This is a genomic window from Burkholderia sp. LK4, assembly GCF_001043615.1.
Classification (GTDB): Bacteria; Pseudomonadota; Gammaproteobacteria; order Burkholderiales; family Burkholderiaceae; genus Burkholderia; species Burkholderia cepacia.
In genome coordinates, this window is the sequence record NZ_LDUL01000028.1 from 41,164 (window position 1) to 60,271 (window position 19,108).

General features: G+C 57.1%; 15 protein-coding genes and 1 pseudogene. 9 read left to right on the forward strand and 7 right to left on the reverse strand.

Translation table 11 applies throughout. From position 1 onward, the window contains the following. Positions 1-106 precede the first annotated feature (106 nt). Both VK92_RS14925 and VK92_RS41755 read right to left on the reverse strand, forming a co-directional pair. Positions 107-1,534 carry a mannose-1-phosphate guanylyltransferase/mannose-6-phosphate isomerase gene (locus VK92_RS14925; protein ID WP_048022352.1) on the reverse strand — a complete coding sequence of 476 codons (1,428 nt, stop codon included), beginning with the start codon at positions 1,532-1,534 and terminating at the stop codon, positions 107-109. Positions 1,535-1,669: 135 nt separating this feature from the next. Then, complete coding sequence (locus tag VK92_RS41755) at positions 1,670-1,810, reverse strand: hypothetical protein (RefSeq protein ID WP_156187220.1); 141 nt, start codon at positions 1,808-1,810, stop codon at positions 1,670-1,672. Between the two features lie 41 nt (positions 1,811-1,851). Here VK92_RS41755 and VK92_RS41760 point away from each other — a divergent pair, with 41 nt between their 5' ends. Beyond that, complete coding sequence (locus VK92_RS41760; RefSeq protein WP_156190765.1) at positions 1,852-1,995, forward strand: hypothetical protein; 144 nt, start codon at positions 1,852-1,854, stop codon at positions 1,993-1,995. Between the two features lie 109 nt (positions 1,996-2,104). Here VK92_RS41760 and VK92_RS38955 read toward each other — a convergent pair whose 3' ends face one another. From VK92_RS38955 to VK92_RS14945, 4 genes and pseudogenes are all read right to left on the reverse strand, one after another. Further along, positions 2,105-4,489 carry a hypothetical protein gene (locus VK92_RS38955; RefSeq protein ID WP_053077893.1) on the reverse strand — a complete coding sequence of 795 codons (2,385 nt, stop codon included), beginning with the start codon at positions 4,487-4,489 and terminating at the stop codon, positions 2,105-2,107. Positions 4,490-4,657: 168 nt separating this feature from the next. Continuing rightward, positions 4,658-5,213: pseudogene (locus VK92_RS14935) on the reverse strand (mechanosensitive ion channel family protein); the annotation flags it as partial. 161 nt (positions 5,214-5,374) lie between these two features. Then, the gene (locus VK92_RS40010; protein WP_082160821.1) at positions 5,375-7,306 is read right to left on the reverse strand and encodes a capsular polysaccharide export protein, LipB/KpsS family; all 1,932 of its coding nucleotides are present in this window, start codon (positions 7,304-7,306) and stop codon (positions 5,375-5,377) included. Between the two features lie 80 nt (positions 7,307-7,386). Continuing rightward, entirely contained in the window at positions 7,387-8,538 is a 1,152-nt protein-coding gene (locus VK92_RS14945) for a glycosyltransferase family 4 protein (RefSeq protein ID WP_048022357.1), read from the reverse strand. A gap of 159 nt (positions 8,539-8,697) precedes the next feature. Here VK92_RS14945 and VK92_RS14950 point away from each other — a divergent pair, with 159 nt between their 5' ends. The 5 genes from VK92_RS14950 to rfbC all read left to right on the forward strand — a co-directional run bounded on the left by VK92_RS14950 (position 8,698) and on the right by rfbC (position 13,477). Next, complete coding sequence (locus VK92_RS14950) at positions 8,698-9,867, forward strand: polysaccharide biosynthesis/export family protein (RefSeq protein ID WP_048022359.1); 1,170 nt, start codon at positions 8,698-8,700, stop codon at positions 9,865-9,867. Between the two features lie 219 nt (positions 9,868-10,086). Beyond that, a complete protein-coding gene (gene rfbB, locus VK92_RS14955) occupies positions 10,087-11,145 on the forward strand; it encodes a dTDP-glucose 4,6-dehydratase (protein ID WP_048022361.1) in 1,059 nt (352 codons plus the stop codon). Continuing rightward, positions 11,142-12,038 (forward strand): dTDP-4-dehydrorhamnose reductase, encoded by an 897-nt coding sequence (gene rfbD / locus VK92_RS14960; RefSeq protein ID WP_197092531.1) that lies wholly within the window; start codon positions 11,142-11,144, stop codon positions 12,036-12,038. Before rfbB ends, rfbD begins: the two co-directional genes overlap by 4 nt. An 18-nt stretch (positions 12,039-12,056) precedes the next feature. Next, positions 12,057-12,938 (forward strand): glucose-1-phosphate thymidylyltransferase RfbA, encoded by an 882-nt coding sequence (gene rfbA / locus VK92_RS14965; protein WP_048022363.1) that lies wholly within the window; start codon positions 12,057-12,059, stop codon positions 12,936-12,938. Further along, a complete protein-coding gene (gene rfbC / locus VK92_RS14970; protein WP_048022365.1) occupies positions 12,935-13,477 on the forward strand; it encodes a dTDP-4-dehydrorhamnose 3,5-epimerase in 543 nt (180 codons plus the stop codon). The genes rfbA and rfbC overlap by 4 nt, the downstream gene beginning before the upstream one ends. A gap of 57 nt (positions 13,478-13,534) precedes the next feature. On the opposite strand, the gene VK92_RS14975 is transcribed toward rfbC, so the two are convergent. Beyond that, the gene (locus VK92_RS14975; protein ID WP_048028602.1) at positions 13,535-15,061 is read right to left on the reverse strand and encodes a glycosyltransferase family 4 protein; all 1,527 of its coding nucleotides are present in this window, start codon (positions 15,059-15,061) and stop codon (positions 13,535-13,537) included. A 529-nt stretch (positions 15,062-15,590) separates the two neighbouring features. On the opposite strand from VK92_RS14975, the gene VK92_RS14980 reads away from it, so the two are divergent. The 3 genes from VK92_RS14980 to VK92_RS14990 are packed head-to-tail and all read left to right on the forward strand — an operon-like array spanning position 15,591 to position 19,106. Continuing rightward, positions 15,591-16,796 (forward strand): capsule biosynthesis protein, encoded by a 1,206-nt coding sequence (locus tag VK92_RS14980; protein ID WP_048022367.1) that lies wholly within the window; start codon positions 15,591-15,593, stop codon positions 16,794-16,796. Continuing rightward, positions 16,789-17,580, forward strand: coding sequence for an SDR family NAD(P)-dependent oxidoreductase (locus VK92_RS14985; RefSeq protein WP_048022369.1), 792 nt, complete (start codon positions 16,789-16,791; stop codon positions 17,578-17,580). Before VK92_RS14980 ends, VK92_RS14985 begins: the two co-directional genes overlap by 8 nt. Further along, a complete protein-coding gene (locus VK92_RS14990; RefSeq protein WP_231600530.1) occupies positions 17,577-19,106 on the forward strand; it encodes an LTA synthase family protein in 1,530 nt (509 codons plus the stop codon). The genes VK92_RS14985 and VK92_RS14990 overlap by 4 nt, the downstream gene beginning before the upstream one ends. The last annotated feature ends 2 nt before the right edge of the window (positions 19,107-19,108 follow it).

Sequence of the window (19,108 nt, forward strand, 5' to 3'; positions counted from 1 at the left end):
TGCTTGACGTAATGGAAAACGGGCAGGACGCGGGTGCGTGCTGCCCGTTTTGGAGGCGTATTGGGATCGCGGCCGTGTGCGGCGCGCGATCCGGATTTTGCTGTGATTACGACGCGGCGCGGCCGTAGGTGTCTTCGAAGCGGACGATGTCGTCCTCGCCGAGGTACGCGCCGGACTGGACTTCGATCAGTTCAAGCGGGATCCTGCCGGGGTTTTTGAGTCGATGTGGGGTTCCAAGGGGAATATAGGTCGATTGATTTTCGGTAAGAATGATTTCCGCATCCCCGTTCGTCACGAGCGCGGTACCCTTCACGACGATCCAGTGCTCGGCGCGGTGGTGATGCATCTGCAGGCTTAGTTGCGCTCCGGGCGCGACGATGATCCGCTTGACCTGGAAGCGGTCGCCGGCATCAATGCTTTCGTAGGATCCCCAGGGGCGAGGGACACGGCGATGCGTGACTGATTCGAGTCGTCCCGATACGTTGAGTTTTTCGACGACCTTCTTTACGTCCTGGACATGGTCGCGATGCGCGACGAGGACAGCATCTGCGGTTTCGACTATGACGACATCTTGAACCCCGATCGCGGCGACCATTCGGTGTTCCGCACGGATGTATGAGTTTGCAACCGTGTCCGTATAGACGTCACCGGAGGCTATATTGCCGTGATCGTCGCGCGCAGAGATATCAGCTAGCGCGCTCCACGAACCGATATCGCTCCAGCCGAGTTGGGGTGCCGCGACCACGGCTGCAAGCTCGGTCTTCTCCATGACGGCGTAATCAATGGAGATGTCTGGACACGCGGCGAATGCATCGTTGTCGAGGCGCAGAAAATCGTAGTCCTGCTGAGCGTGTTCAAGCGCCTTTGTTGCTTGTCGACTGATATCGGGTGCATGTTGTGCGACTTCGTCGAGATAAGCTGCCGCGTTTAGCAGAAACATGCCGCTGTTCCAATAGTAGCGGTCGTCCTGGACGAATTCCGCAGCCCGCTCACGGTTGGGCTTTTCGACGAATGCATCGACAGCGTGAGCGCCAATGCCGGCCTCGATCGCTTCACCGCGGCGAATGTACCCATAACCGGTGTGGGGCTCGGTCGGCGGAATCCCGAATGTGACGAGATGTCCCTGCTTCGCGACGGCGACTGCGGTGTCGACGGCCGTGATGAACGCGGGCAAATTTTGCACGACGTGGTCGGACGGCAGTACGAGAAGCAAGGCATCCGGATCATCGCGGGATGCGATCTGTGCCGCCACGGCGATTGCCGGTGCGGTGTTGCGGCCGAGCGGTTCCAGCACGATGGCTCGTGGCTTGATGCCGGTATGCTGCAGTTGCTCGGCAACCATGAAGCGATGCACGTGATTCGCGACGATGACCGGAGAGGCGATTCCCGAGATTTTGCTGGCGCGCAGGACCGTTTGCTGGATAAGGGTCTGTTCGCCCGCCAGCTTCAGAAATTGCTTCGGGTAGTTGCTGCGGGACATTGGCCACAGACGACTGCCGTTACCGCCGCACAGGATGATCGGGTGGATACTCATGGGGGAATGCCTGGGTCGGGGCGATTGGGGGGGCTCGCTTGCCGGAGAATTCATTCTAACAAAGCGTGGTGGCGTGCAGCGTCGATTTGCCAACCCGTAGTTGCTGCGTGGGCAGGAGCTGACTGTTTTTTCGCGTCATGGTGAAAGATCGTGCGGGATATTTGCGAGTCCAGCTGGAACACTGAAATGACGGGTAGCCAGGGCGTCAAAACCAATTTCACAACGCCGATACGTCTTGATTGCTCCGTGCTTGAACTGCCCGTCGTACTTCATCACGAAGAACATCCTAACGGTTGGATCGGTGGCCACTTTTTGGGATGCAGTTCAGCGTATCGCACTTTTTCTCGCGCCGGCTTGGCCAGTACGTTCAGAATCTGCTGGGTCGTGTCGGCATTAATGATCATCTTGCCGGCGTGCTGACGCGGTTGTCTGGTGGAAAGGACATCGCCGCTCCCGGCTAGCAACGCTGAGCACTTCCGATCGTGGCACACAGCGCGGGTGTGCCAGGTCTTCACTGTTGATTGCTTTGCGACGCGTTGCCGGACGTACTTACGGCAACGCGGGCACGGCTTACTTGCTTCGCTCGTTCAGCCAAGCGACCATTCGGAAGCCCTTCCACTTCCTAACGACATCGATAGTTGATTCAAGTACCTTGATTTTCTCCACTAGGTTTTTTGTCTCGTTCTCGTATTCCCGCTCCATCAGTGCGAGATTATTCAGTTGGCAATCCAGCAATTGGTGGCTTCGAGTTGCGAACTGGTCCGTGGCGCGTTCATGATTGTGTTTAAGCGAAGCAAGAGCCGTGACGTAACGGTTGCCGAGACTCGATAGACTACCGTGAGAACTTGGCTCGTATCGGGCAAATTCTGATGCAAGTTTGGCGAGAGCCGTTGACAGTGCATCCGGCTCGAGAGAAGCATTCTCGTTGTCGGGGACGAGCAAAGGCGTTTCCGGAGCATCGGACGATTCGAGCGCGGCGGACTGATTGGGTGACGTAGTATGGCGTGCGTATGGTTCACCGGCTACTGCAGCACCGACAGGTAGTAGTCGTTGCGATTCGGTATATCGATCAAATTGGGTGAGCCGCGACTCTGCGCTCGCGAGCCAACCAATACTCTTGTCACCAAATGTGTCGAGTTCAACGATCTGTTGTTCGATAACCTCGCGAATCCGATCTTCGATTGCTCGAACGGCATTCTGATGGATGGAACGAAGCGCGGCTATTGCCGATTCGTGAGCGGCACGTTGCTGTTCCGCTTGAAGCTCAAGTGCGGTCGCATGAGATGCTTTCAAGACAGTGTTTGTCGCTTCGTATTCCTGTGCAAGCGCGGTCTGCTGCTCGTCCAAACTGCGCACCGCGGACTCGAACTGCGCCCTCAGCAGTTCGATCGCCACGTTGTGCTGGGAGTCACGCCGTTCGAGATCCTGTTCCATTGTCCGCAAAGTCTGCTGGTGAGCATCCTTGAGCGATTGGGTCAACTTGGCTTGCTGCTCGGCCGAACTGCGTGCAGTAGCTTCAAATTGGGCTTTCAGTAGTTCGATCGCCGCATTGTGCTGGGTGTCGCGCCGTGAGATATCCCGTTCCATCGTCTGTAAAGCCTGCTGATGAGTGTTCTCAAGCGATTGTGCCAACCTGACCAGTTCTTCACGCGCGCTGATATGCGAGTGCAGTGACTCCTGCAACTGCGTTACCTCTGCTTCCAGCTCCTGCGTCCGAGTCTCGCTTTGTTGCCACGCAAGCTTCGCGCAGGCAAGTTGCGCGTCCACGCCGGTCTTGAGGAAGTTGATCTGAAATTCAAGTCGGACGATGGTTGGGTTCGGCAACTGTACCGGAATGTTATCGAAGATAATCTGAGGATCTTTACTCTCGAAATAAAGTATGCCGTCGGTACTGAATGAACAGTTTGATGTCAGGTTGTTCATCAGGCTGATCGAACCATTCGACCCGATTAGCATGGCATCTTCAACGATCAGAATCGCAGAATCATCGATCGGATCGAGCCGCAATGTTTTGATGTCGGTGATCCGGTCGAGGGTAAAGACGTATCTCTCGGACAGCTTGTCCTGCCTAATTGTTTGGGTTGACGAGTGCTCTTCGGAAAAACCGTGGCCATCGTCCACAAACAGTTGGATCTTCGCAGCCGGAGGTAGGTGCTCCCCCAGCCTGTGTTCTGCATCGGCGATAATGGATCTCAAGTGTTCCGCTTCCGTGCGATGGACATCGCGATCACGCCGTGCATTGGTAATCTCTCGATGAAGCGCTACCCGATCGAGGGCATCGAAATTTGGGAAGAGATCGCCCTTTGATATATTTACTGAGTTCGCGAGTTCGCCGCCGATTCTCACCTTGTCGGGCTGGGCGGTTTGGGCGTGTGCGCGCATTGCAGCGGAAGAGTCGATTCCGCGAAGGACCGATCGCAATTGCTCGTAGAGATATTCGCCGTCGGTGATGAAGCGTGGAAACTCCAAAAAGATCAGTGGCACGCGCTTCTTTACGCACGCATGGATTACTTGGTGGAATCCCATCGATAGCAGGCGTGCCTGGTCGATCGGGTTCAACGAATAAACGGTGCCTCCGGGTACGGTTCCCCACGTATGCCAGCGCGTCAGTTCGCCGGGAATGTCCTCACGCCCGAGACGCGCACGCAGTTCGTTTACTACTCTACTCGTGGCTGCTTCCACCAGATCCCGCATGGGGACGATGACGGCATCGACTCGAATGTCGTCGCGCGCTAACAGGTCTTCGACAAATTCATAGAGCCATGGCGACTTGACGACGTAGGGGAGATCGGCATTTTTTTCCGGAAAATCCTCGAGGCCGGCGTTGGCGTTCTCATCAATCCAGCTATCGGGATTTCTGGTGAGATGAGTTTCGAGCCCGCACGCGGTGAGGTATTGGACCAGATAGCTAGTTCCGGCACGGCCTGTGCCAGCGATGAGAAGGTGGTGTCTCAATTTCTGTAAGCAACCGTAAGTATTCCGACAATTGTTTAATTCTACTCCGTTGGTAGTTCCCGTCATCCTGCCGGGTTTATGTTTCGTCTTGCAGAAAATTCACGCACGCCTACTGGCTCGGGAGGATGGCATCTGATCTGCAATGCTTGCAGGCGATGCACAGGGGGGGGCGTCGACTACATCGACACCGTTTGCGATCTTCGCGGTCAGGTCGACGCGGCGGTGCGACGTTGAGCTGTAGTTCGCGATGTTGTCCATGAAGATTTTGTTATTGCAGACGATCTTCATGATGTAGTCAGGCGTGTGATCGTCGTGCCGAACAGACCGAGTTCGTTGACCTTGCTCGTGACGCCACCCGCGTTGATCACGTCGCTGATCTTGAACGGCCGCAGCACTTGCATGAGTAAGCCTGCGGCGAAATGCGTGAGCAGGCCGCCCCAAGAGGTGCCAATCGCGAGGCCGAGGCCGGCGAGTAGGGCGGCGAACGAGGTGGTCTGCGCGCCGAAGATCTGCAGGATCGTGAGGATCAGCAGGATCGTCAGCAACACGCCGACGACGGAGGTCAGATAGTCGGTGAGTGTCGGGTCGACTTTGCCGAGTAGGCGGGTACCGATGTGGATCGTCCAGCGGCCGAGGAACCACCGCATGATCGCGGCCAGGAGGTTGAGGCCGAAATCAAGGCCGCAGGTCATAGCGATTGCTGGGCCGTGGCGAGATCAATCATGCGGTCCGGGGGGAGAATTGGGAGAGGCTGGCGCGAGGCGGGGCGTCGTTGCGATTTTTATACCGCGACATGTGTCGGTGGGCAACCGGACGACGGTTTTGGTGCTTGGCGGCAGTGCAAGAGGTCGACGCCCCGGTTTGTATACTTGATCGTGCCTGATCTTAGCGTGCCGAGCTCTGCTGATAGCGCCAGGAAAGGTGGCGCAGGGCGTTGCGAGTCCAGCGGAATGCCTTCAGGTAGGGGCGCCAGTGATCTCGGGCAACGGTCTTCAGCGGACGTGCAGCGGCATCTGACAGCTGGTTGATCACGGCTTCGGGGGTGGTGAAGAGTTGGAGCTGCCAGTCCCAGTAGAGCGGGTAGCGCAGCAGCGCACCCGCCACTAACATATCGAGCGACAACGTCCGCTCGCGCCAAGGCAGCGGCGCGAGGTCGTCCTCGGTTAGACCCCAGCCGGCATAGAACGGTAACCCGTATGTAAAGACTCTCTTGCCGCGCAGCAACGCGTCGAATCCGGCGAGGGACGACAGCGTGTGTACTTCGTCGGCTGCCTCGATCAGCGAAATCATGTCCGACTCGGAGTCGACGATGTTTGCTAGTTGGGCGGCGTTGATTAGGCCGTTCCTGTTTCCGGACAGCACATCGGGATGAGGCTTGTACACGATGAATGCGTTGGGTCGACGCTCGCGTACGTATCGCAGCAACGTATCCAGGCTGTTGATACTGCGTGTGCCGAGGCGGATCGACGCGTCGTCAGCGACTTGCCCCGGTACAAGGACAACGGTTCTTCCCTCGGGCGCGCGCCATGTCGGTGCCTGGCGACCCAGGTTGTATTTAGTCAAACCCGCGCTGACGATCTTGTGCCGCAGTGCTTCGGCTCGCTCCAGTTCAGTGTCGTCAAAAGTCTCGTGGTTCAACAGATCCGTCAGGTCGCTGGGTGCGCTGGCGTCGAAATAGATGCCTTGGCGGTCAACGACCTGGCTGCGTGGCGGTGACATATCCGATCCCAAGCCTGCGGAATGGATGAAACCGTCTTCAATCCGGAGGTGCGGCGCTCGTGAAAGTTTGTCTGCCTTGCGCGCACCCCAGAAGGCGACAAATTCGCCCGGTCGCGCGGGATGCGTTCCGTCCGTCCAGCGAATCCGCCCTCCGCCCGCAGTTAGAAAAGGGGTGGCGAACGGCCGTTTCCACCATTGAAAACGGATGCCTGCGAGTTGATCGATGCCGGCGAATCTACGTGCGACCGAGTGTTGCACTTCGACGAAGTCGAGCAGTGCTTCAAGTGTTCCGGGGTCGTAGGTTACCGGGTCAAGGTATCGCACGTGCTCCACGAATAGAGATTCGAACAGCGCCGCGATTGTCGGACGTGCACTGCGGTTTGGTAGTGACCGCGCGTCGTTGGTCAATCCCCATCCTGCATAAAGCGGGCGACCGAACACATGTAGCGGTACGCTCGCGAGCAATGCGCCCATGCCCTCCGACGCAGTGACGACATACATGCGGGTGACGTGGCGGAGGAGATCGCGTAGTGACGTGTTTGCGCAGAGAATGTGCGTGTTGTCCGGCAATGATACATGTGACGACAGCCAGGGGCCGCTTCCTGGGTCGTTGCTGCGCAATATCCAGATTGATGCGTCGTGTTCCAGATCGCAGGCGTGGGAAACCATCTCGCGGAATTGCCGCAAGCGCTGCGTTGGGCGTGAGTCAGGATCGACCGCGGAATGTGTTCGTTCGTCGATCAGCAGGATGGCTGGGTGTATTGCATCGCGTTCCAGATCGCTCGGCAAGGGGATGATCCTGGTACGCATGTGCAGCGCATCCGACGCCAATACGCGGGACATCAGCGTCTCGATTGCTGGTGATGTGTCCGCCTGAGTTGCGCGTTGCAGTTTCGTGTTCAGTGAGGCAACAAACTGGTCGATGTTTTTGCCGGCAATCGATGGTAGCCAGGACAGGGGCGGCAATCCGGCGGATGGTCGCGAGGCGATTGGGCCAGCAACAATGCGTCCGGTTGACCAACTGGCGAGGCGGTGCTGCCTTGCGCGTGTTACGTGGCGATGCCAGATCGCCGCGGTACCGTTGACTAAGCGCCGCATGAGACTCGGGTTGCGCCGTAGGGATTGAATGGTTGCACGCACGCCGAGTCCATCCCGGCGGAAATTAGGCGGGTCATCGTTCAGTTCAGTGTGGCGAGAAATGCGTCGACGCGGTCAAAATGATCGCTCCACGTCGGAACACGAAAGCGGGGAATGCGCAGGAGTTGCGCCGAACGCTCGGGGCTTTCGCTTGTTGCGTAGGACATGATCCGTGCCTGCCATCCCGGCCCGTCCAGCGGATCGAGATAATCCGGGATATCCCCGGCGATCTCATGAAAGATTGCGATGTCACTGGCCAACACAGGTACGTTCAACGCGAGCGCTTCGACGAGGGGTAAACCATAACCTTCCGCGAAAGACGGGAAAAGCAGCGCACGGGTATGTTGCAACAGCGTGCTCAGGCGCTCGTCCGAACAGTCCGGCTCCTCGATGACAAAGCCTCGCAGTTCGGCACAGCGCTCAAGCATGTCGACAACGTTTTCGCATTCCCAGCCACGACGGCCGACTACCACGAGTTTCGGCGCGGCATCACCATGCAGTTCGACTAGTCTGCGCCATACGTGCAGCATGAACCAGTGATTCTTTCGGGGTTCGATGGTGCCGAGCATGACAAAGTATGGTTTGCCCAGCGGCGAGGCGCTTGTGATTAGCTGCGCAGGCGCTGTCGCGAGATGTGCTGCGACGGTGGGCGGCAACGGCAAGCCTGCCAGCTGAGCTTCGTCGACGAGCGCGTCGAGCGTGCCCTGAGAATTGGCGATTAGGCCGCTCGCATGTCGCAGCGCTGTCCGGATGCGTGTGCGATGCACATCGCCGACGCCGGGTCGACAGTATTCCGCATGAGTTAGCGGGATGAGGTCGTGCACCATGAAGACCGTGCGTACATTGCGCTTCTGCATCGCCCGATAGTAGCGTGGAAACTCCATGCCGTTGTGACTGGTATGGAGGAGTGTGGCCCGTTCTGATTCAGGTGAGGCCAGTGATCGAAGCAAGGTTTGAGCGACAAGTTTGCGCAACAAACCAGTGTCCTGCTTTGCCGACAAGAGCAGCGAGAAGATGCGTTGAGAATCCCGATCCGACATCGTTGCACAGAAGCCTTGCTCGCTCAGAATCGCGCGGGCACGATCGCCATATCTTTCAATGTAAGCTAGCCCGACTCGATCGACCCCGGTGGGAATCAGGCCTTTATGAAAACGTTTGACAAGTCGGGTGACGTCCAGAAGAAATTGTGTCACAGGGATGTAATAGTATTGCGCAGCGCAGGCGCCGATCGACGTGGGATGGTGTTCGGTTGCTGAACTTCGAAGACTCAAGCAACATAAATGACTAAATCATTCTATGATATCTCGCACTGTGCGACAATTCGCATCAGTCTATTTTCAAATCCGCGCTACATGTCGTATTTGCTAAGCCGTGCCATCACGCCCTTGCTGCTGACGGGCATACTCGCTGGTTGCTCCGCCATCCCTACATCGGGGCCAAGTGCTTCGCGGGTCAATGGTGCAGCAAGTTCTTCCGCCACCCAGAGCGCGACCGGAATCCAGGTTGTCGATATAACCGACGACGTTGCCCGGAAGCTCTTTGCTGAGCGAGGTCGCGCTGATTTTGCGACGGCGCTTGGGGGGGCAGCGAACTTCCAGCAGCAACTGGGTGTTGGCGATACGATCGAGGTGTCGATCTGGGAGGCGCCGCCCGCGATGCTCTTCGGAGCAGCGCAGGGCGATAACCGCAGCGGGCCCAGCAATGCGCGCGTGACGGTGCTGCCTGATCAGACGATCGATGGTAGCGGTTTTATCAGTGTCCCGTTTGTCGGCAATGTCAAGGCGGCCACTCGGACGCCGACACAATTGGCCAGCGATATTACGAATCGTTTGAAGAATATCGCACACGATCCGCAGGTTCTGGTCAAGCTCTCGCGCAATGCCACCTCCTACGTGACTGTGGTCGGGGACGTAGTGAACAGCAATCGCATGCAGTTGTCCGCTCGCGGTGAGCGGCTTCTGGATGCGCTGGCGAGCGCCGGTGGCGTGCGCCAGCCAATCGACAAGATCACTCTGCAGGTGACCCGCGGCGACAGGGTGGTTGCGCTACCGCTCGAAACCGTCATTCGCGATCCGAGGCAAAATGTTCCACTGCGCGCTGGCGACGTCGTCACCGCGCTTTTCCAGCCGTATAGCTTCCTGGCGCTGGGGGCGACCGGCAAGAATCAGGAAATCAATTTCGAAGCTCAAGGTATCTCGCTTGCGCAAGCGCTTGCACGTGCCGGCGGGCTTGAGGACTCGCGTGCTGACGCGCAGGGAGTTTTTGTTTTCCGAATGGAAGACGCGAATGCTCTTAACTGGCCAAGTCAGCCTGTGCGCACGACTGCTGACGGGAAAGTGCCGGTTGTTTACCGACTCGATCTGCACGATCCCAATTCGTTTTTTATTGCGCGTAATTTCATGATGGACAACAAGGACCTGCTGTATGTGTCCAATGCGCCTGTCACTGAGCTTCAGAAGGTTCTGAATCTCGTATTTTCAGCCGCATATCCAGTCCTGACGGGTGTCCAAGTTACGCGATAAGTCAGGAAGTTTGGGAGAGAAACGTGCGTGCCCGAATGCTGAGAGGGTTGGTGGTGCGCACGAGATCGATCTGTGCTGGATGTGTGGTTTCGGAATTTCTTGGCCTGATTCTATAAGTCGACAAGCGTTTCAATATAATATTTTTTTAAATCAAGTGCGAACTTGTCGCCGGGTCAATTATTTTGATTTTTCGGTTTGATTATATAACTGGGGGAATTTATGTTGCTCGTTACCGGTGGGGCCGGCTTTATCGGCGCCAATTTTGTACTGGATTGGCTTGCAAATAGCGACGAGCACATCCTCAATCTTGACAAGCTGACGTATGCTGGAAACCTTGATACGCTAAAGTCGCTCGATGGCGACAGCCGTCACACTTTCGTGCGCGGTGATATCGGTGATCGCGAACTCGTCAGCTCGCTGCTTGAGCGGTATCGGCCACGCGCGGTCGTGAATTTCGCTGCTGAATCCCACGTGGATCGTTCGATCACGGGGCCCGGGGAGTTCATTCAGACGAATGTAGTGGGCACGTTCAACCTGCTTGAAGCGGTGCGCGGCTTCTGGAGTGAATTGTCTGGCGACGAACGTCAGGCGTTTCGGTTTCTTCACGTGTCGACCGACGAGGTGTTCGGCACGCTGAGCGAGAGCGATCCGCCATTTGCCGAAACGAACCCGTACGAGCCGAACAGCCCGTATTCTGCCAGCAAGGCCGCCTCTGACCACTTGGTTCGGGCATGGCATCACACGTACGGCCTGCCTGTAGTGACCACAAACTGCTCGAACAACTACGGCCCGTACCATTTCCCGGAAAAGCTCATTCCGCTCGTCATTCTCAATGCGTTGGCGGGGAAGGTTTTGCCGATTTACGGCGATGGCCGGCAGATTCGCGATTGGCTCTATGTGAAAGATCACTGCTCCGCGATTCGAACTGTTTTGAAGTCCGGCGTGCTGGGCGAGACCTACAATGTGGGTGGCTGGAACGAAAAAGCCAATCTCGACGTCGTGCGTACAATTTGCTCGATTCTTGACGAACTGAAGCCGCGAGCCGATGGCGAATCGTATGCGACGCAAATCAGTTTCGTTCAGGATCGTCCTGGTCACGATCGCCGGTACGCGATCGACGCGCGCAAGCTCGAGCGCGATCTGGGGTGGAAGCCGGTTGAAACATTTGAGACCGGAATCCGGAAAACTGTCGCGTGGTATCTTGAAAATCAGGCATGGGTGGCGAATGTGACTAGTGGTCAGTATCGCTCCTGGATTGAGGCGCAATACGGGGCATGACGATGCGGCGAATTCTGATTAGCGGTGCAAATGGTCAGGTCGGGTTCGAATTGCGTCGCTCGCTCGCTCCATTGGGTGTGGTTACCGCGCTGACGCGGCAGGACATGGATCTCGGTAAGGCTGACAGTATTCTGGCGGTGCTGGAGCGGGAGCAGCCCGATGTGATCGTCAATCCGGCCGCGTATACCGCTGTCGACAAGGCCGAGAGCGAGCCGGATGTCGTGCGCGCAATCAATAGCACGGCGCCAGGCGTAATGGCGGAGTGGGCTGCTGCAAATGGCGCGACGATGGTTCACTACTCGACCGACTATGTATTCTCGGGTTCGGGGGCCGCGCCCTACCGGGAGTCGGATCCGACGGATCCGCAGTCCGTCTATGGCTTGACAAAGTGGGAAGGGGAGCAGGCGGTGCGCCGCTCCGGAAGTCGGCATCTGATTCTGCGGACCAGTTGGGTCGTCGGGGCGCATGGCGCCAACTTTCTGAAGACGATCCTGCGTCTTGCGCGTGAACGTGAGCAGCTCAAAGTTGTGGCGGATCAGGTGGGCGCGCCGACTTCTGCGTCCCTCATCGCCAATGTGACGGCGCTTCTTCTTGCGCGACAGGGTGACCAACCCGATGCATTTGCCTACGGCACCTACCATTTGGCCGCCGGAGGTGAGACTACATGGTATGAGTACGCCCGCTACGTGGTGGCCTCCGCGGAGCGGAGCGGCCTTGCGTTGAAAATGAAGGCTGGAGATATTCAGCCGATCGCGACGCACGAATATCCTTTGCCAGCCAAGCGTCCGGCCAATTCGCGGCTGGATTGCGGCAAGTTGACCGGTGCGTTCGGGCTACATCTGCCGGATTGGCGTCACGGCGTCGATCACGTTTTTTCCGAAATGCACGACTGAGGCAGGAGTAACGACAACATGAAACGAAAGGGCATTATTCTCGCCGGTGGGTCCGGCACCCGGCTTTATCCCGCGACGCAGGCTGTTAGTAAGCAACTCCTGCCGATTTACGACAAGCCGATGATCTATTACCCGCTGAGCACCTTGCTGCTCGCGGGAATCCGGGACATTCTGATCATTTCGACGCCTCAGGATACGCCTCGCTTTGAGCAGTTGCTCGGCGACGGGTCGCAGTGGGGCATCAACCTAGAATACAAGGTGCAGCCGAGTCCCGATGGGCTTGCGCAGGCATTCTTGCTTGGCGAGTCGTTTATCGGCCGAGATCCGTCAGCGTTGATTCTCGGTGACAATATCTTCTATGGTCACGATTTTGCGTTGTTGCTGCAAAAGGCCGCCGCCAAGACGTCCGGGGCCAGCGTGTTTGCCTATCATGTGCAGGATCCGGAGCGCTACGGAGTCGTGGAGTTCGACGATGCAGGCAAGGCTATCAGTATCGAGGAAAAGCCGGATCAGCCAAAATCGCACTTTGCGGTGACGGGCCTATATTTCTACGATGAGCACGTCGTCGACTTCGCGAAATCGATCAAGCCGTCGCCGCGCGGAGAGCTCGAGATTACTGACCTCAATGCGCTTTATCTCAAGGAGGGCACGCTCGACGTGCAGACCATGGGGCGGGGTTATGCGTGGCTCGACACCGGGACACACGAATCGATGCTCAGTGCATCGCAATTCATCGCCACTATGGAGCATCGCCAGGGTCTGAAGATTGCGTGTATCGAGGAGGTGGCATACCGACTTGGCTACATTGATGGTGAACAATTGCTTCGTCTTGCGCAGCCGCTGAGCAAGAACGGCTACGGTCGGTATTTGCAGGACATCTTGAAGGAAACTGCGCGATGAATGTGATTGAAACCGCTATCCCCGATGTCAAGCTCTTCGAGCCGAAGGTGTTTGGCGATGCTCGTGGTTTTTTCTTCGAGAGTTTCAATCAGCAGGTCTTCGAGGCGGCCATCGGTCGGGCTGTTGCGTTTGTTCAGGATAATCACTCGAAGTCAGCGAAGCATGTTGTGCGTGGGTTGCACTATCAGATCCATCATGCTCAAGGCAAACTGGTGCGTGTCGTGGCGGGGGAGGTGTTCGACGTTGCTGTGGACATTCGTCGCTCGTCGCCGACGTTCGGCAAGTGGGTTGGCGTTACGCTGTCCGCAGAAAACAAGCGACAACTTTGGGTGCCCGAAGGCTTTGCGCATGGTTTCGTTGTAACGTCCGAGTCGGCTGAGTTTTTGTATAAGACAACCGACTACTGGTATCCAGACGCAGAGCGCGCAATTCGTTGGGACGATCCCACGATTGCGATTGAGTGGCCGGTTGATGGTGAGGCGATTGTGTCGGCAAAGGATGCGGCGGCATCTGCATTTGCCGAAGCGGAGTATTTCTAACTCGCATTTGGCTGGTGTGGTTGGCGAGGAGCAGAGAATTTGCTCCTCGTGCTGCACTTACTTCCCGGGGCTTATCTGTGAAAGAAATGCCTCCCATAGGGGTAGGATGTGGTCGGGGAGGTAGCGCCTCGAAACTGCTGCACCACGTTCGATCGCATGCTGACGCTTGGAGCCAGCGTCGGGTGCGGTCAGTATCTGTCTCAGGCTGTCAGTCAAGCTTGCGGAACAGTGCGCATCGAAGTACTCGGCACCGTCAGAGTAAATTTCCCGATGTACCGCTATATCTGATGCTGCAACGACGCTGCCGCTGCGCATTGCTTCGACGCCCGAAAAATCGAAACCTTCCGCTACGCTCGGGCAGACTGTTACAGCCGCATGGCGATAAAGTACCCTTAGTTCATCGGCCGGAACCTTCTCCAGTGAGTAGATCGCATCCTGTTCGATCCAGGGCTGCATATCCCGGATGATTGGCTCTGCATCCCATCCGACACTGCCAACAATTATGAGCTTCAACTCCGGATCGACGGAGGCTCGTAGTGCTGCAAACGCGGATATCAGCAATGCATGATTCTTCCGTGGCTCAAGCGTCGATACCATCAATAGATAGCGAAACGGTACACCTGATGGGGGTCGGAATGGAATGTCGCTAATATTGGTGTTGCGTCTCGTTCTGACTATGGATTCGACGCGGCTTGTTGGCGAGTCCTCTGAAAAGTAATGGTGCGACACCATGTTGGGGATCGTGATGCTGCGCGTTTCAAGTTCCGGAAATGCACTTAGTAAATCCTGGCGGGTAGCCTCCGACACGCATGCAAAATAAGCTCCCTGCGCAACATTGTCGGCCAAGGCGCGAAAGTGTGTTGCCTGGTGTCGCGATTTGTTCGCGAACGCGTGTGGCATGAAGATCGGTAGGGCGTCGTGGTATCTGATCACTAGCTTCGTGCCCGGTGCGACCCTGCCTGGATATGGTGTCTGTGCGATAAAGATGTCGTGCCCGGCGGTGTCAATTGTCGGATAAACGGCACGCTTCCGCCATTTGAGAGACAACAATCCAGCTGACTGCATTATGTTCCATGGGATCGTGCAGACCCGGAATGGGCGCAGCGTGACGCGTGAAAAATCCTCGGCCGGCAAAGTTTTGCTGAACAGGGCATGCCACACGTATTCCTCAAAGTGACGGGAATCGAAGTGTGTAAGCGGGATCTTGTTGCGCCCACCAAGCAGCGCAGTCTTTAGCATCAGTCCGTACGCGACTTTCCTGCGCTTCAGATAGAGCTCGATTTCATTCAGCAACTGGTTGTTCGGCTTCGTATCCAGGCTGACGATTATTCTGGAGTATTGATTGAGTCGCTCGCTGATCGGATGCGAGCTGTCGTCATTGTCGTTTTGGGGGAGGGTGGTTCCGGGGCTGAGAAATCGTAGAGATGTCTGAAGCAGGCCTGCGATTTCGATCAAGTGGCTGGTCGCCAGATTGCGGAACAGGAGTCGGGTTTCCTGCGGAATACCGGCGAAGCCGTCGAGGGCTGGGCGCATTTCCAGTAAAACGCGCCGTTGCGGTGTGTCGGGTGGGTTCGTTTGACTCATTTCTAAATGCCGATGCGTTTGGCGCGACCAGGGCAGGCGCGTACGTGCTAAGGAGTGCGAGGGGGGGGCATGGTCAACTGTCCCCACCTTGAAATTGAGTTGGGGAGATTGTAGGCGGGATCGCTGGGTGGTGTGCTCGGAATGTGTTAAATGTGCCAGGCTCGGGCGAACACCGAGCTTGCACTTCGTGGGCGCCCTCGCTCGTAAAGTGTGGGCGCGAATAACGCTTGCGAAGTGCCTCGAGTTTTCAGGGGGAGGCAGTACGGCACCGTGCGCGGCAAGGGCGCAATATTATAGTGATGTTGTTGTGACTGCGCTACCTTAATTGATGGTGGTTTTCGTGTTGTAATTTCGGACCAAGTGGTATTCGTTTGGCCCGCAATGTTGTATATTGCAACCGCCTTGCGCGGTCTATTTTGCCAACGGAACATAAAATTTCTGCCGGCCACCGCATGATTCTACGGATCTGCCTCGGTAGGCTGCTGGCTGTTCTGCTTACAACTTACATTACTTCCCGTTGCTTTACCGCATGCGACGTTCCTTTTTGCTTTTGCAAGGTACGGCTTCGCCGTTTTTCGGGCGCCTTGCGGTTGCCTTGACCGAGCGTGGGCACACTGTCCGCCGAGTGAATTTTTGCGGCGGAGATGCCTTGTATGGTGGTGGGGGCGATGCCTGGAATTTTACGTCGTCGTCGGAGCTGCTGCCGGACTGGTACTCGGAAGTTTTGGCTGGTGGTGAATTTACCGATGTGTTGATGTTCGGGGATTGTCGGCCCATCCACCGCCCGGTGCATGCTGTCGCGAAGCAAGCTGGCGTTGGCGTGCGTGTGTTCGAAGAGGGCTACGTGCGTCCGAATTGGCTCACGCTCGAACAGCATGGAGTCAACGGCCGCTCGCTACTACCGCGTGATCCGGCGTGGTATCTGGAGCGTCGCGCCGAGATCCCTGCCAGTGCGCCTGGACAAGAGACCGGCTACAACTTGCGTGAGCGGGCGTTTCACGATATCCGCTATCGCCTCGCGAATGCGCTGTATGCGTTCCGCTTCCCGCACTATCGAAGCCACCGACCCCAAAATGGCTTCGTAGAGTACGCGGGACTTGCCTCGCGTGCGTTGAAATCGCGGTGGCAACATCGACATGCGGACGAGGTGACCCGGGGGTTGCTGGAGTCGAGGCTGCCATACTATCTGTTTCCGCTTCAGCTCAACTCGGATACGCAGATCGTCATACATTCCGAATTTGACGGGGTTCGACACGCGATTGAGCGGGTCATGCGGTCATTTGCTTCGCACGCGCCGATTGGGAGCTGCTTGGTGATCAAGAATCATCCGCTTGACACGGGGCTGATCGACTATCGCCGCTATGCACAATCGCTTGCCCGGGAACTCGATATCGAACCCCGGCTGCGCTTTATCGACGCCGGGCATTTGCCGACCCTGCTCGATCATGCGCTGGGCGTCGTCTTGGTCAACAGCACCGTGGGGCTTTCGGCTTTGCATCATCGGCGTCCGCTTATTGCGCTGGGCGACGCAATTTATGACATCCCGGGGCTCACGTGGCAGCAAGGGCTGCACTCGTTCTGGAGCGAGGCTGAGCCGCCAGATATGGCACTCTATCAAGCTTTTCTTAACTACGTGATTCACCACACCCAAATCAACGGTGATTTTTATACGCGCAGAGGGATCGCCATGGCCGTTTCTGGAACGGTGCGCCGACTGGAGGCTTCGCATGTCTAGTGCGGCGATGCAGCGAGTCGTGATCACCGGTGCAAGCGCAGGTTTGGGCCGGGCGCTCGCATTCGCCTATGCGCAGCCGGGTTGCGTGCTGGGGCTTGTCGCCCGCAATGCGGCGGAACTTGAAGTGACTGCCGAGGGGTGTCGAGCGCGTGGGGCAGAGGTGCTGACTGGTGCGGTCGACGTTCGTGATGCCGCGGCAATTGGTACTTGGTTGGTCGCGTTTGACAATCGCTATCCTATCGATCTGTTGATCGCGAATGCGGGGATCGCGAGCACGCTCGCGTCAGCGGGCGACTGGGAGGGGCTGGATCGCACGTGCGCCGTTGTCGACACAAACTTCTACGGCTCAATGTACACAGTGCTGCCGGTGCTTGACCGGATGCGTTTGCGTAAGCAGGGGCGTATCGCGATGGTCAGTTCTTTGGCGTCGCTCCGCGGAATGGCGATTTCGCCGGCATACTGCGCGAGCAAGGCTGCAATCAAGGCATATGGAGATTCGGTGCGACCGCTTCTGGCTCGGGACGGTGTCGGGATGACCGTCATTCTTCCCGGTTTCGTGAGTACTGCGATGAGCGATGCGTTTCCTGGCGATAGGCCATTCATGTGGAGTGCAGATCGGGCTGCGGCCCACATTCTCCGCAAGCTTGCTGTCGGGCGCGCCGAAATTGCTTTTCCAAGGCTGCTGTCCGTGGGGATGCGCTTGTTGACGATACTTCCGGTCCAGGTGGCCGACGCGATTCTTGATCGCTTGTCTTATCTGCCACGCGAGGAGCGTGTCAATTGAACGGTGGAATCGCGTTGACACTTGTTGTTGCAGCAGGACTATCGTTCGTGCCGGACAGGATAGCGATGCCGCGAGCAGGGTGGCGTCGTCCGGTAGCAGCGTTGATGCTCCATATTCTTGCGGTATCGTTCGTTTTCGGAATCGTATTGGCCGTCACGTTACGTCCGATCATCTCAGCTTGTGTTTCGGTTGCGCTCATCGGTCTCGTCGCAGCAGTCAGCAATGCAAAGTACGAGTCATTGCGTGAACCGTTTGTCTTTACCGATCTCAGCCTTTTCAGTCAGCTGTTTTCGCATCCGCGACTGTACCTGCCGTTTTTAAGCCTGGGCAAGGTCGCCGCCATCGCAGGCGGGATTTTGATCGTGGTGTGCGGTTTCATCGTCGAGCGACCGTCTGCATCAGGTTTCAGTGTTGCGGCGTGGTCGCTGGTTGTTGCATCGCTTTTCGCCGGGCAGTTGCTTGCTGCGCGCTTGGCGCTGACACTCGAACTGGATACCGATCAAGCAAGGAACGGCTTTTTTGCAGTATTTGTTGCGTATTTGCTGAACGGCTTGCGTCCATCGACACTGGCGCATTTCAAGCGCTCGCTCATGACAGGACCCTATGCGACAGGAGGCGCGCGCCGGCATCAGGACGTTATCTTGATCCAGAGCGAATCGTATTTCGACATGCGTCGTATCAGCGGTGCGCTTGAGTCATCCGCATACAGCCGCCTAGATCTCGCACGCAACGAATCGGTGTTACACGGGAAGTTGTCCGTGCCGGCTTGGGGGGCGAACACGATGCGCACCGAGTTTGCTGTATTGACAGGCCTGCCGCAAGCATCGCTAGGATATGCGCGTTTCTATCCTTACGCTTTCGTGCGTAATGCTTGCGCATCTCTTGCGCGCTGGTTTTCGCGTGGAAATTACGAAACCCTCGCCATACATCCGTATTACGCCGATTTCTTCGGTCGGAAGCGCGTGTTCCCAATGCTTGGATTCGAGCGATTTCTCGATATCGAACATTTTGCAGCGGCGCGCCGTTGCGGCCCGTATATTTCGGATGAGGCCGTAACAGATGCGATCATCGCCGCGCTCGATGCGCCGCGCGACCGCCCGCGGTTCATCTTCGCGATGACAATGGAGAACCATGGCCCGCTGCACCTCGAGCAGGTTTTACCCGGCGAATCGTCTTCAAGGCATACTCTCGGCGAAGACGCGCCCTGGCGCGACCTGACGGCTTACTTGCGGCACATCGAAAACGCCGATGCAATGATCGGGCGCTTGCTCGATCATTTGCGCGCCAGCGATCGTGAAACGGTCGTTTGCTTTTACGGCGACCACGTTCCGGCACTGCCTCACGTATTCGAAAAGTTGGGCGTTAATCCGCAACACAGCGACTACTTCATTTGGCGGAATTACAGCACAGATACCCCCGAATGCAGGAATCTGGCGGCTGAAGAGCTCGGAGCGGCACTGCTGCATGTGGTACAAGATCACGGAAATCGTGCGGAGCATCCGTGCGCATCCGAGAAAGCGACATAAGA